At 44.2% G+C, this 13294-nt stretch carries 10 protein-coding genes and 1 riboswitch; of the genes, 4 read left to right on the top strand and 6 right to left on the bottom strand.

All coding sequences use genetic code 11. The features are described from left to right. Positions 1–44: 44 nt before the first annotated feature. The 4 genes from ACOSVQ_RS19360 to elyC all read right to left on the bottom strand — a co-directional run bounded on the left by ACOSVQ_RS19360 (position 45) and on the right by elyC (position 3933). Complete coding sequence (locus ACOSVQ_RS19360; protein ID WP_491984081.1) at positions 45–632, bottom strand: TfoX/Sxy family DNA transformation protein; 588 nt, start codon at positions 630–632, stop codon at positions 45–47. A 113-nt stretch (positions 633–745) separates the two neighbouring features. After that, positions 746–844, bottom strand: a riboswitch (cyclic di-GMP riboswitch). 173 nt (positions 845–1017) lie between these two features. Then, the gene (purR, locus tag ACOSVQ_RS19355; protein WP_491984080.1) at positions 1018–2025 is read right to left on the bottom strand and encodes an HTH-type transcriptional repressor PurR; all 1008 of its coding nucleotides are present in this window, start codon (positions 2023–2025) and stop codon (positions 1018–1020) included. A 281-nt stretch (positions 2026–2306) separates the two neighbouring features. Further along, positions 2307–2954: a molecular chaperone TorD gene (gene torD, locus ACOSVQ_RS19350; protein WP_491984079.1), complete on the bottom strand. Its 648-nt coding sequence runs from the start codon at positions 2952–2954 to the stop codon at positions 2307–2309. Positions 2955–3111: 157 nt separating this feature from the next. Next, positions 3112–3933, bottom strand: coding sequence for an envelope biogenesis factor ElyC (gene elyC, locus ACOSVQ_RS19345; protein ID WP_491984078.1), 822 nt, complete (start codon positions 3931–3933; stop codon positions 3112–3114). Positions 3934–4022: 89 nt separating this feature from the next. Here elyC and cmoM point away from each other — a divergent pair, with 89 nt between their 5' ends. From cmoM to mukB, 4 genes are read left to right on the top strand one after another with little or no spacing between them, the layout of a single operon-like run. Then, on the top strand, positions 4023–4805 hold the full coding sequence (gene cmoM, locus ACOSVQ_RS19340) for a tRNA uridine 5-oxyacetic acid(34) methyltransferase CmoM (RefSeq protein WP_491984077.1): 783 nt from the start codon (positions 4023–4025) through the stop codon (positions 4803–4805). 11 nt (positions 4806–4816) lie between these two features. Beyond that, the gene (gene mukF, locus ACOSVQ_RS19335; protein ID WP_491984076.1) at positions 4817–6154 is read left to right on the top strand and encodes a chromosome partition protein MukF; all 1338 of its coding nucleotides are present in this window, start codon (positions 4817–4819) and stop codon (positions 6152–6154) included. Next, complete coding sequence (gene mukE / locus ACOSVQ_RS19330) at positions 6135–6881, top strand: chromosome partition protein MukE (RefSeq protein ID WP_491984075.1); 747 nt, start codon at positions 6135–6137, stop codon at positions 6879–6881. The genes mukF and mukE overlap by 20 nt, the downstream gene beginning before the upstream one ends. Then, positions 6878–11338, top strand: a complete 4461-nt coding sequence (gene mukB, locus ACOSVQ_RS19325) for a chromosome partition protein MukB (protein ID WP_491984074.1) — start codon at positions 6878–6880, stop codon at positions 11336–11338. Before mukE ends, mukB begins: the two co-directional genes overlap by 4 nt. 87 nt (positions 11339–11425) lie before the next feature. Here mukB and ACOSVQ_RS19320 read toward each other — a convergent pair whose 3' ends face one another. Further along, entirely contained in the window at positions 11426–11830 is a 405-nt protein-coding gene (locus ACOSVQ_RS19320) for a RidA family protein (RefSeq protein ID WP_491984073.1), read from the bottom strand. A gap of 233 nt (positions 11831–12063) precedes the next feature. Next, the gene (locus ACOSVQ_RS19315) at positions 12064–13278 is read right to left on the bottom strand and encodes a hypothetical protein (RefSeq protein WP_491984072.1); all 1215 of its coding nucleotides are present in this window, start codon (positions 13276–13278) and stop codon (positions 12064–12066) included. Positions 13279–13294 lie beyond the last annotated feature (16 nt).

The raw sequence follows: 13294 nt of genomic DNA, 5'->3' as shown, positions 1-13294 counted from the left end.
GCACTCTATGTAGAGTGCTTTATATATTATTGAGAACACGAAGTTTACAGCTTACGCATTAACTCGTCTCGACGAGATTGAGGGATGACAGACCAGTGTTTACCTTCAATTGCACCTTCAAGAGCCCACAGAAGTTCGATACCAACAGTTGTAGTATGGGATTCTTGTACCGCTAAGTACGCAGCGACAGCGCCTTTCTGTTGCAGCATGTCAACAGAATCGATTCCAGCTTTCTTAAGCATACGCTCGGTCGCCAATCTCATGTTTGGAAGATCTTTAAGGCGGTCAGGTTTAGCTTTTGCTTGAGTTTCGCGTTCTTGCTTTGCTACTTCTAAAGCTTGCTTTGCTTTTTCAATAATTAGTTCTGGGGTTTCCCAAATATTCTCAGGCAAAGCAAAGTATTTAGTTACAACAGGGAACCCGCGTTTTTTATAAACGTAAGGCTCATATCCTTGTTGCTGGAAATTTTTTGAGGATTGATCGTCCGCGCGAATGTGTAGTCGGTTATTAACGACCAGAGCAAACATCGCGTCATCGATGAAAATGCCAAACCCTCCGAACATAGAACGCGATTTTACACTTCCTAGTTGTTCAAAAAGTTGCATTGAGTCTTTTAGTACTGGTTTATCCATGCTGTTAGTCTCGGTGTATTAACTAATACGCCACCAAATTCAGGTCCGAGAGAATAGCAAAAGAATACATTGAGTATGTCAATCAATGGTCAACTCATGTATGCCTTTTTGCCATCGGCAACCCCGCTACCTACCAATTATGCATTAACACAATTTGGTTTAGGCCGGAGGCTTTGCGTCCCATCCTTTCAGATGGTTTGCCCTGTGCGTGACATTTCTTTCAAAATAATAATCAAAACTTTGAATAAGCATCACACTTATGTGATTTAAATGTGATGTTGGTTCAGAAAATGAATTTTCTGTTTGCGCTTTTATTACTAATGAAAAATTTTGCGAGATCGCTCTCACAAGCTCTGGAGAAACCAGAGCTTGGATTTGAAACTTATTATTTTGTTAAATCTTTTACAGTGTCGCGCTCGACAATTTCAGGGTGCATTTCAAAGATGCGGCGTTCGTGCTCTTTATCTTTGATACGCTCCAATAATATCTCAAAGGCGTTTTTACCAACGCGACGTTTCGGTTGGTGAATGGTTGTTAAAGGAGGTGAGAAGTACTCTGCCAGCTCGATGTTGTCGTAACCGATGACTGAAATATCATCAGGTACACGTACGCCTTTCTGTTGCAGGCGAGACATCAGACCTAGAGCCATAGTGTCATTGAAACAGAAAACCGCCGTTGGCATTTTATCCATAGCGATAATTTTATCTGCGGCAAGTACAGCTGTATCACATTCGAAGTTACCTTCAAGAATCCAGTTGTCATTAACGTTTAAGTTCGCTTCTTCCATCGCACGACGGAAACCAGCGATACGCTCCTGACAAGCAAGTTTGTTTAAGTGACCACTTAAGCAAGCGATATCTTTATGTCCTCTATCAATGAGGTATTTAGTCGCTAGATAGCCACCTAATTCAGAGTTATCAATGATTTTATCCGCTTTAGATGCTTCTGGACCCCAGTCCATAATAACTTTTGGAATATCAGAGTGACTTTCTAGCATTTCCGACAGTTCTTGAGTGAGGTCTGAACACATAACCAAAATGCCATCAACACGTTTTTCTGCGAGCATTCGGATATAGTCTCTCTGCTTCTCGTAAATACCACCAGTATTACAAAGAATTAGAGTGTAACCTTGACGATAACAGTAGCTCTCTACACCATCGATGACTTCAGAAAAGAATAAGTTGGTTGATTGTGTCACCAACATACCGATTGTACGGGTCGTGTTGCATTTCAAGCTACGCGCTACGGCACTTGGTGCGTAGTTAAGCTCTTTCACTGCTTCAAGAACTTTCTCTTGAGTCGCTTCAGCAACAAAGCGAGTTTTATTAATTACGTGTGATACGGTTGTGGTCGATACGCCTGCAAGGCGAGCAACATCTTTAATCGTAGCCATAGATTTGTCCTGTTTTGACTGCTGATTTTAGCTAAATTTTTATTAGGTCAAACAAACCCGATTACTGGCCGGATTCAGCAGCGGCGAAGTTAATAAAGCTTCTAGCCTAAAGTCACTAAAACACAAAAACCGCTTTGAAACAGCGGTTTGCGTTTTAAATAATGATTCATCTTATTTGGTGTTGAGTTTAAACCGCAAACGGTTAGCTCGCAACGACAAATCATTGGTGCAAACTTAACTGTAGTCACAATTCACGGCCTAAGTTTAGCCATGGATGAGAATCAGTTGCCAGTAAGGTAATTTAAATCAAGCTCTAAAAAAGCGACTAATAATACTGATATTGATGAATAAAACCCTAATTTATCTCTGGCTGAACAATGAAAAGAAAAATCTGGTATCCAGCTCAGTAAATGATTACGGATATAGTCGGCTTGGAACTGAAGTGCTTTTTCCATATGCGTTTGTTTTTCAAGTTCGTTGGAGCGGATGATGAGGTGCCCAAGGAAATCTAACTCTATGGCGAGATGGTCATAAGACTGACCGGATTGTTCTTGTACGTGCACCCCGTTATGTTCCATCAGTTGTGCAATTCTTTGAGCCGGGGTCGTTTCAACCATTTTCGATTTGTCTATGTACAAAGAAGCATAGGGAAGTGCGGATTCACCATCGCATTTCAAAAATAGGTTATAGAAGCTATCGGCGACTTGAACTTGTGCGTCATCCTGAAAAAGAAGTCGTTCTAGAACTGTACGAAGTTTATGTATTGATGATGACAACTGTACGTTTTCGCCAAGTCCACTAAGGAAGTTTTGAATTTCAGCTGATTTGTATTTTTCAAGCTCTTGGTAACTCAATTCACTGGCAAACAACCCTGAAAGCCACCAATAGATTTCAGCACGTTTTTCATTAAATGCTTTAATTTCCTTCATTGTTTAGCTCCGCTTTGGATCTTTTCTAAGTCTAAGCATGAATTGTGATATATAGGAAATTTGGCAGCGAATTTAGCTGTACTAATCGCTCAATATGATCTGTATTTGGAGAGATATGAAAGACCCGCTTGAAGCGGGTCTAGGTAATAGTGTGTTGTTACTGCTGGCTCTGTGTGGACGTTTCTTCATAGCCAGCCACATAGTCACGAAGTGTTTGCCAAAGCTGACCTAAACTCTCGTGCCAGTAGCGCTCGGTTTGCTCAAGATAACGCGCTTTAGGAGCGTATTTTTCCCAAGGTTGAGCAATGTTCACGTGCGCAAGATAATTGGTTGGAGCTGGAATTGGGTTTAATCCAGCCGATTCAAATTCTTTAATCGCTCTTTCCATATGGCTCGCTGAAGTAACCAATACGAGCTTTCTGTTTTGAACGAATGCCGCCGCTTGTCTTGCTTCTTCCCATGTATCTTTTGCTGTTTCTAGCAAAACGATATCGGATTTAGCAACACCTAAAGCCAGAGCAACTCTTGCCAACATACGTGCATGGCTGAATTCGCTACCGCCAGCATATCCTGACAGAATCAGTTTTGAGCCTGGGTACATTCTGACAATACGAATACCTTCCGCTAGACGCATTAAAGCGGTGCGAGAAAGCTCTGATGTAGGAGGTATATCGTCGTCAACAACATGACCGTTACCTAACACCATTACATAATCAATAGTTCCTTCCACTGGAAGGAAAGCTGAATATTGACGCTCAAGCGGCATCAATAAACGAGTTGAGATAGGTTGAAAAGAAATAAGGAAAAGACTGGTTAGTGAAAACAAAACGATGAGACTGCCAGTCTTACGTTTGGCAGTGAACATAATCAGCATTAAGCCGATGAATCCCACAATCAGCAGTGCTGGCAAGGGCATTAAAAAGGATGAAACAATTTTTTTCAGCTCAAACATAAACAAAATAGTCCGAAAAAACAGCACTTGATAATAAAAAGGGCGAAACCCCCTTTATTCCTGCTATTCCTATGACAAAATAGCAGCACGAATTCGTTATCATAACTCAAGCCGCCGTGACAGAAGATCGCAATTTCGACGATATTGCCCACAAATTTGCAAAAAATATCTATGGCTCTGACAAAGGAGAAATCCGCCAAGTCATTGTTTGGGAAGATCTCACTCAGTTGTTAGCAAATTTTGAACAGTCAGAAACTCCATTGCATGTTTTAGATGCTGGAGGTGGACTCGCACAGATGTCACAGAAGCTTGCGAAGCTTGGACATCGAATAACCTTGTGTGATCTCTCTTCTGAAATGCTCAATCTTGCCAAGCAGGATATTGCCAATCATGGCTTGCTTGATCAATATCATTTTGTTCATTCTCCTGTGCAAACTGTTCAGGAACACTTAACTGAACCAGTGGATGTATTGATGTTTCACGCAGTGATGGAGTGGTTGGCCGAGCCAAAGCCCGCTCTGGAAAACTTGTTAGAACAGGTTAAACCGGGTGGTATGGCGTCAATCATGTTCTATAACTACCACGGGCTCGTTTATAAGAATGCGGTTTGTGGCAACATTCCCCATGTATTAGAGGGAATGCCACATCGCAAGCGTTTCAAGCTACAACCTCAAACCGGATTACTTCCAACGGAAGTGTATCAGTGGATAGAGGATGCAGGGTTTGAGATACAAGGAAAATCTGGTATTCGCTGTTTTAGTGATTACATTGGCAACGTGAAAAACATGGGCGAATATCAATACGATGATGTATTGGCTTTAGAACGCAAATTTTGTCGTCAGGAGCCATACCTCTCATTAGGCCGATACATACATGTATGGGCTAAGAAAAAACAATAACAGGAATAACAATGGGTGAGTTAACTCAGAACGCTGTTGAGCAACCTATTGATGAATTGGTTAGCTGGGTAAAGCAGCATGATTTCTCATTAAATCTATCGACTGAGCGACTCGCGTTTTTAATCGCAATTGCTGTACTCAGTAACGAAAGATTTGATGAAGAACTCGGTGAAGGCGAGCTGCATGATGCGTTCACTATAGTCACTCGAATGTTTGAAGATACAGGTGAAGCGTCGGCTTTTCGCGCTAACAACGCCATTAATGAGCTAGTTAAACAACGTCTTATCAGCCGCTTTACCAGCGAACTTACTGATGGGGCGAGCATCTATCGTCTTTCGCCATTGGCTATCGGCATTACCGATTACTACGTTCGTCACAGAGAGTTTTCTAAGTTAAAACTATCGATACAACTTTCGATGTTGGCTGACGAAATGGCAAAAGCGGTGGAATCTGCCGAGCAAGGTGGTTCAGTCGGGCACTGGAAAAAGAACGTTTTCGGTGTGCTGAAATATTCTGTAGGCGAAATCTTTGACCGAATTGATTTAAACCAACGTGTCATGGATGAACAACAGCAATCCGTAAAAGAGCAAATTGCAGAGCTTCTTAATAAAGATTGGCGAGAAGCGATTAATAACTGTGAAGCGCTACTTTCAGAAACGTCTTCTACGCTTCGTGAACTGCAAGATACCTTGCAAACTGCAGGCGATGATCTTCAAACTCAGATTTTAGATATTCAGGAAATGGTTTACGGCGATCCTGAACTTGAATTCATTGAAGAAACCTTATTTGGCTTGCAGATGAAACTTGACCGTATAACGAGTTGGGGGCAGCAAGCGATTGATTTGTGGATAGGTTACGACCGCCACGTACATAAGTTCATTCGTACCGCTATCGACATGGATCAAAACCGAGCGTTTAGCCAACGTCTACGCCAGTCGTTTAACGACTATTTTGAACAGCCTTGGTACTTAACTTACGCCGATGCTGAGCGTCTGATGGATCTGCGCGATGAAGCGTTGATGCTTCGTGACGATGAGGTGACGGGCAGCGTTCCTGACGAAGTGGAATACGAAGAGTTCCAGCAAGTAAACGATGAACTTGCCGAAAGAATTGGCGCTATGTTGCAAGTGCACAAAGACCAAGGACAATCGATAGATTTAGGTGCGGTACTGCGTGATTACCTCGCGACGCATCCAAAGACTCATCATTTTGATTTAGCACGAATCGTTGTTGATCAAGCGGTTCGACTCGGTTACTCCGAATCGGATTACAGAGCTATTCAGCCAGATTGGCAAGCAATCAACGATTTTGGTGCAAAGGTACAAGCAAATGTCATCGACAGATATTAATGAATACATGCCAGAGAATCTGGCTAAAGCGATCAGCAATCCGCTTTTCCCTGCACTGGATAGTGCTTTACGTGCTGGTCGACATATCTCTAGCGACGATTTAGATAATCACGCATTCCTATCGGTTTTTGAAACGGAACTGGCGCATTTTTATCAGCGCTACAACACAGAACTGGTACGTGCACCTGAAGGCTTCTTCTATTTGCGCCCGCGTTCAACGACGTTAATTAGTCGCAGCATCTTATCTGAACTGGATATGCTGGTGGGTAAAGTGCTCTGTTTCCTTTATCTCAGCCCTGAACGTTTGGCTCACGAGGGTATTTTTACCAATCAAGAGCTCTATGAAGAGCTACTTGCGCTAACTGACGAGAAAAAACTCATGAAGTTGGTGACCAACAGAGCCAACGGCTCGGATTTGGATAAAGAGAAACTGTTTGAAAAAGTTCGAGCCTCTCTTCGCCGTTTACGCCGTCTGGGTATGATCATCAACATTGGTGAAACTACAAAATTCAGCATCAGTGAAGCGGTTTTTCGCTTTGGTGCCGACGTCCGTGTTGGTGATGACATGCGTGAAGCGCAGCTGCGTCTTATCCGTGATGGTGAAGCCGTTGTGCATACACAGGAACCTAATCAGCATAGTTTGTTAGATGAAGGTTTATTAGAAGAAGACTCTCTAACAGATGAAGAAGATCAAGCCGACGAAACAGAATTGGAAGGTGAAGCATGATTGAAAGAGGCAAATATCAATCGCTAACCATGATCAACTGGAACGGCTTCTTTGCTCGTACATTTGATATTGATAGCTTAGTAACGACACTATCTGGCGGTAACGGTGCTGGTAAATCAACCACAATGGCTGCATTTATCACCGCGTTGATTCCTGACCAAAGCCTTTTGCATTTCCGCAATACTACTGAGGCGGGCAGCTCGCAAGCATCTCGTGACAAAGGTCTATTTGGTAAATTGCAGCCGGGCGCATGTTACGCGGCGCTTGATGTGGTGAACTCTCGCAAACAACGTTTATTGTTTGGTGTGAAGCTGCAACAGGTAGCCGGTCGTGATAAGAAAGTGGATATCAAACCATTCCTTATTCAAGGTTTGCCAAGCCATATCAAACCGACTGATATCCTAATCGAAACGGTTTCAGACAAGCATGCGCGCGTACGTCAAATCAACGATGTAAAAGCGGCAGTAACAGCCATTGAAGGCGCTCACTTCAAAGCATTTAGCTCTACAGTGGATTACCACGCCCAAATGTTTGAGTTCGGTGTATTACCGAAGAAATTACGCAGCAGTGGCGACCGTTCAAAATTCTACCGACTCATTGAGGCGTCTCTATACGGTGGTATTTCAAGTGCCATTACTCGCTCGCTTCGCGACTACCTATTGCCACAAAACGGCGGTGTAAAGAAAGCGTTCCAAGATATGGAATCGGCGCTGCGTGAAAACCGCATGACGCTAGAAGCGATTAAATCAACCCAAGCTGACCGCGATCTGTTTAAGCATCTTATTACCGAATCGACTAACTACGTTGCGGCAGACTACATGCGTCACGCAAACGATCGTCGCAATAAAGTTGGTCAGACGCTTGAGCTGCGTAAAGAGTTGATGAGTTCTCGTGAAACCTTGATTGAGCAAAACAGTTTGCTTAACCGAGTGCATGAAGAACTTGAGCTATTGGTTGAACAAGAATCTGCACTTGAGCAAGACCATCAGGGGGCTTCGGATCATCTGCAACTGGTTCAAAACGCATTGCGCCAGCAAGAGAAAATTGAACGCTATCAGGATGACCTTGAAGAGCTGAACGTGCGTCTTGAAGAGCAGATGATGGTGGTTGAAGAAGCGCAAGAGCGTCTGCTCGAAGCGGAAGAACAAGCCACCATTGCAGAAGAAGAAGTAGACAGTCTTAAGACTCAACTCGCTGACTACCAACAAGCGCTAGATGTGCAACAAACACGTGCGCTGCAATATCAGCAAGCGTTGCATGCGCTGGATAAAGCTAAAAAGTTACTGGGCGATGACGGCATCAATGCCGGAAACACTTCAGCAAGAGTTAACGAGCTTAAACAGCAACAAGAACAGCGTACTTCTGAATTGCTCTCTCTGAAACACAAGTTAGATATGTCGTCTGCGGCAGCGTCTCAGTTTGAAAATGCGTTCAGCTTAGTGAAGCGCGTGTTGGGCAATATCGAACGCCAAGACGCGGCTAATGAGGCAAGAACGCTGATCCGCCGTGCGAATGAAGCACAGCAGGTGACACAGAATGAACAACAGTGGTATGCACAGCAGAGAGATTTGGAGCGACGTTTAGAACAGCAAACGGGTGTTCGCAAACTTGTTGATGAGTACCAAAAGCAACACAACGTCACTTTGAGTGATGAAATGGAGGTGGAGCAAGAGCTGGAGCGCCATCAAGCTGTGTTGGAGGATCTTGAATCGACTCAAGAAGAATTGCGTGAGAAACGCAGTGAACAGCGTCGTTTAGAGCAAGACCAACAACAGAAAATTGCACAGCTTGAAGCTGTTGCACCTGCTTGGATTAAAGCCAACGATGCATTAGAAATCCTGCGTGAGCAAAGTGGTGCAGAGCTGGCTAACAGTCAATCTGTTATGGCAGAAATGCAGCAGGTATTGGAACAAGAGAAAATCCAATCCAATACTAAAGATAAGCTCGCAGAGCGCCGTGAGGTTCTAGAGCAAGAAATCGAACGTTTAGCGTCTCCTAGTGGTTCGAACGATCCGCGCTTAAAAGGCTTAGCTGATACGCTTGGCGGTGTGTTGTTGTCTGAAATCTATGACGATATCACCATTGACGATGCACCTTATTTCAGTGCGATGTACGGTCCTGCACGTCACGCGATTGTGGTGTCTGACCTGACTGGTATCAAAGAGAAATTAATTGAACTGGATGATTGTCCTGAAGACCTTTACCTGATTGAAGGTGATGTAGACGCATTCGATGACAGTTCATTTAACGCTGAAGAACTTGATGGTGCTGTTTGCGTTCAGTTTAACGATCGCCAGATTCGTTATTCACGTCTGCCGGCAATCCCATTGTTTGGTCGGGCTGCACGTGAACAGCGTTTGGAACTATTACGTTCTGAACGTGAAGAAGTGGTGGAACAACACGCGAAAGCCGCTTTTGATTCGCAAAAGCTACAACGACTGTTCAGCAGCTTTAATGAGTTTGTGGCTAAGCACTTACAGGTCGCATTCGATGCAGATCCTGAGCAAGCAATTCAAGTCGCTCGCGAAAAGCGTAATCAGATTGCGCGTACTCTGGCTGAACTGGATAGCCAAGACCAGCAGCAGCGCAGCCAAGTTCAGTTAAGCAAGCAGGCAATTTCTGCGCTCGAGAAAATTGCGCCAAATATGCTGTTGATTGAAGACGATTCTTTAGCGGAACGAGCGGAAGAAATCACGCAAAAGATTGCTCAATTGAGCGAATCGAAAAGCTTTATTTCGGCTCATGGGAAAACCATCACAGAGCTTGAAAAAGTGGCAAATGCATTGGATGCAGATCCAGAGCAGTTTGATGCACTGGAAGAGCAATACCAGCAAGCAGATGCGCAACTACAACAACTGAAAGCGCAGATCTTTGCGTTGTCTGATTTGGTTGAACGCCGTCATCACTTCGCTTATTCCGATTCAGTAGACATGCTGAGTCAGAGTAGTGAACTGAGCGAACAGTTGAAAGCGAAACTGGTGCAAGCTGAAAGTGCGCGTAACCGTACTCGTGAAGAGCTGAAGCAATCTCAAGCTCAAATTAGCCAATACAATCAGGTGTTGGCGTCGCTAAAGAGTTCTCATCAGGCAAAACTTGAAACGGTTCAAGAGTTTAAGCAAGAGTTGCAAGAATTTGGCGTTCACGCGGATGAAGGTGCACTAGAGCGTGCAGAGCGTCGCCGTGATGAACTCTACGAACGCTTACATACGTCTCGAGCACGTAAGAGTGAATACGAACGTACTATCACTTCAACGGACCTTGAGATGAAAGCGCTAGTGAAGCGTCTGAAGAAAGTTGAAAAAGATTATCGCGACCTGCGCACGTTTGTTGTAAATGCAAAAGCGGGTTGGTGTTCAGTGCTGCGTTTAGCGCGTGAAAATGATGTTGAACGTCGTCTGCACAAACGTGAGCTTGCGTACTTGTCTGCGGATGAGCTGCGTTCAATGTCCGATAAATCGTTGGGTGCTCTGCGTCTTGCTGTAGCAAACAATGAAGACCTGCGTGATTCATTACGTCAGTCAGAAGATAACTCACGTCCAGAGCGTAAGGTATTGTTTTATATTGCAGTTTATCAGCATCTTCGCGAGCGTATTCGCCAAGACATTATCCGTACCGACGACCCAGTAGAAGCTATCGAAGAGATGGAAGTTGAGCTGGCGCGTTTAACAGAAGAGCTGACTCAACGTGAAAATCGTCTTGCGATAAGCTCTGAATCGGTGGCGAGCATTATTCGTAAAACCATTCAACGTGAACAGAACCGCATCCGTATGCTTAACCAAGGCTTGTCAAACATCGCCTTCGGTCAGGTGAAAGGTGTACGTCTAAACGTTAAAGTGCGTGAAAGCCATGAGATCTTGTTGACGGGTCTTTCCGATAATCACGAACAGCACAGAGATCTGTTTGAAAGCTCTCGCTATACCTTCTCAGAAGCAATGGCGAAGCTATTCCAGCGTGTGAACCCACATATCGATATGGGGCAGCGTTCAGCTCAGGTTCTGGGTGAAGAGATGCTGGATTACCGTAACTACTTAGAGCTGAGTGTTGAGGTAAGTCGTGGCTCAGACGGTTGGTTACAAGCGGAATCTGGCGCATTGTCTACTGGTGAGGCGATTGGTACTGGACAGTCAATTCTGTTGATGGTGGTCCAAAGCTGGGAAGAAGAGTCTCGTCGTTTACGCAGTAAAGACATCGTTCCATGTCGTCTGCTGTTCTTGGATGAGGCTGCGCGTCTTGACTCTAAGTCAATTGCAACGCTGTTCGAGCTGTGTGACCGTCTTGATATGCAGCTTCTGATTGCTGCGCCTGAAAACATCAGCCCAGAGAAGGGGACAACCTATAAACTGGTGCGTAAAGTGTTTAAAGACCATGAACATGTACACGTTGTTGGTTTGAGAGGCTTCGGACAAACGGAAAAACCGAAGTCGGAAGAACAGCTATTCGCTGAAGAGCTAAGCTGATAGTCCAAAATAACGAAACGCCTTCACATCTATGAAGGCGTTTTTGTATGTGCTAATTTTTGTTTCAAAGAGTTCTACACTTTGTTCTCAACTTGAAGGACGCCTCACAACAAGGTCTATTTCCACAAGGGCATCATAGGCAAGTCCTGTAACACCAACACAAGTGCGAGCGGGTAAGCGACCTTCGTCAAAATAGGTTTTGTATACCGAATTGAATGTGGCGTAGTCTTCTTTAAAGCGTGTGAGAAATACGCGACTCATAACAACGTCATGGAGGCTCAGTCCCAAACCTTTTAAAACAATACTCAAATTAGCCATAACATTGGCCGTTTGAGCTTCAATGCCTTCAGGCAAAACTCCAGGTGAATCGGGTTGGTCTGGCATTTGACCGGTGACGAAAACAAATCCATCGCATTCTGTTGCATGGCTAAATGGTGCAACTGGTGTTGGTCCACCTTCAATCATGTGAAAAGTAATATTGTTGTTCGACAAAGTGTTACTCCTAGTAAAGAAATTGCACATTGTGCAGAGCAATCGCCGTACCAGAATAAATCTCGGCAGACTTTCCTTGTTTATTGGGGTGAACGTTGGTAGCGCGGCATTTGCTATGCGTTCTGCACATCTTTGGAAACAACTCGCCCTGCTTTGGTGATTAAGCATATAAGGGACAGCAGATAAACTGCATTGGGTGGTTGATGAATTAGATGGCTCTTTCAGATCGTTTATCACCAATCCCAGCGTATCGAGCCATAGACAATAGTCGTTGTCGACATGCCAAATAAACTCGATTTTGGTCCGTCAAAGTGTTGAATGCTGGTGGTCAATTGCCAATTATCGGCAAGTGAGTATTGATTGCTATAAATCAGATAGATGGAATCATCCTGATAATAAATAACCGAAAGAGTACTTCGATTAAGTGGTGTTAGGTCAAATCCGGCTTCTGCGTATCCAGTATAGCGGGTAAAACTTAACGTTCGGGTGGTGAGCGGTTGAGTGAAATAGTTTAATGAGCTGTCGGGTGTTTGTGGGCTGGATGTATGCAACAGTCCGAGTTTTATTGTCCAGTTACGTTGGCTAGCAAAACTGTAATCCGTTTCGACACTTGATATCACAGTATCACTCAATGGCTTATCTTGAGCGTCATCCTCTGGATTGAAATAACTGCTTTCACCACGAATTCCAGCGCCACTGATGTCCCCGCTAAAACCGAAACCAACAAATCGATCGTATTCTGATTTACCTGCAATGAGCTGACCATCCCAACCCGAACGGTTGAAATAGTATCGCGTTGCGTAGCGTTGTTGGTCGGATTGTTGGGCAGGAGTGAATGCTACTTCAATGCTACTGGCAAAACCGAGTTGTCGGCGAATTAAAGCCCCATCAGTGCCCGGACGTTCAATGTAGTCGGTGTCATAGACAGAGTAGGTATTAAAAATATCGTTTGGATTCCATATGGTTGTCATGCCCCAGTTTATTCGAAAGCGCCCTCCTTGTAATAACCAGTTCGCGTCTTGCCAAGTCATGTAGGCTCGGTCAATCTGGCTGTTCGCAACGAGTTGCTCTTCTTCCAACCAGTTATGTGAGAGATCCATGTAACCAGAATCTCGACCAAACCATTGTGCGTAGCCTTGTGCTTTGACGGTTTCACCATAAGTAATACGGTTGCGTAAAGCAGAGTTAAACCACAAGTTTTCAGACGGACGATATTCGTAGTTAAACCTTTGCTGTATGGATTGTTCAAAGGCGTTTTCTGAATTTTCTATCCAGTAGTGGCTCATTCGATAATCGATGTAACCAGTTAAATCCCAGTTATTCTGTGGAGCTAATCCTGGCACTTGCGCATAACTGATGCTCGGCAAAAGTCCTGATAGCAATAAGCTGAACCACCATGTTTTTTTGTTAAACGATAGCTTTTTGCTAAATCGCTTGGCGATGTTCATAGCACTTCTGCACGCA

This window comes from Vibrio sp. HM8-C, assembly GCF_058630515.1.
This window is presented reverse-complemented; position numbering and strand designations above follow the sequence as displayed.

Excerpts from the sequence above, each read along its gene's own strand:
- mukB (WP_491984074.1), top strand. The coding sequence starts at position 6,878 with ATGATTGAAAGAGGCAAATATCAATCGCTAACCATGATCAACTGGAAC.
- torD (WP_491984079.1), bottom strand. The coding sequence starts at position 2,954 with ATGAAGGAAATTAAAGCATTTAATGAAAAACGTGCTGAAATCTATTGG.
- ACOSVQ_RS19315 (WP_491984072.1), bottom strand. The coding sequence starts at position 13,278 with ATGAACATCGCCAAGCGATTTAGCAAAAAGCTATCGTTTAACAAAAAA.
- mukE (WP_491984075.1), top strand. The coding sequence starts at position 6,135 with ATGTCATCGACAGATATTAATGAATACATGCCAGAGAATCTGGCTAAA.
- ACOSVQ_RS19360 (WP_491984081.1), bottom strand. The coding sequence starts at position 632 with ATGGATAAACCAGTACTAAAAGACTCAATGCAACTTTTTGAACAACTA.
- mukF (WP_491984076.1), top strand. The coding sequence starts at position 4,817 with ATGGGTGAGTTAACTCAGAACGCTGTTGAGCAACCTATTGATGAATTG.
- purR (WP_491984080.1), bottom strand. The coding sequence starts at position 2,025 with ATGGCTACGATTAAAGATGTTGCTCGCCTTGCAGGCGTATCGACCACA.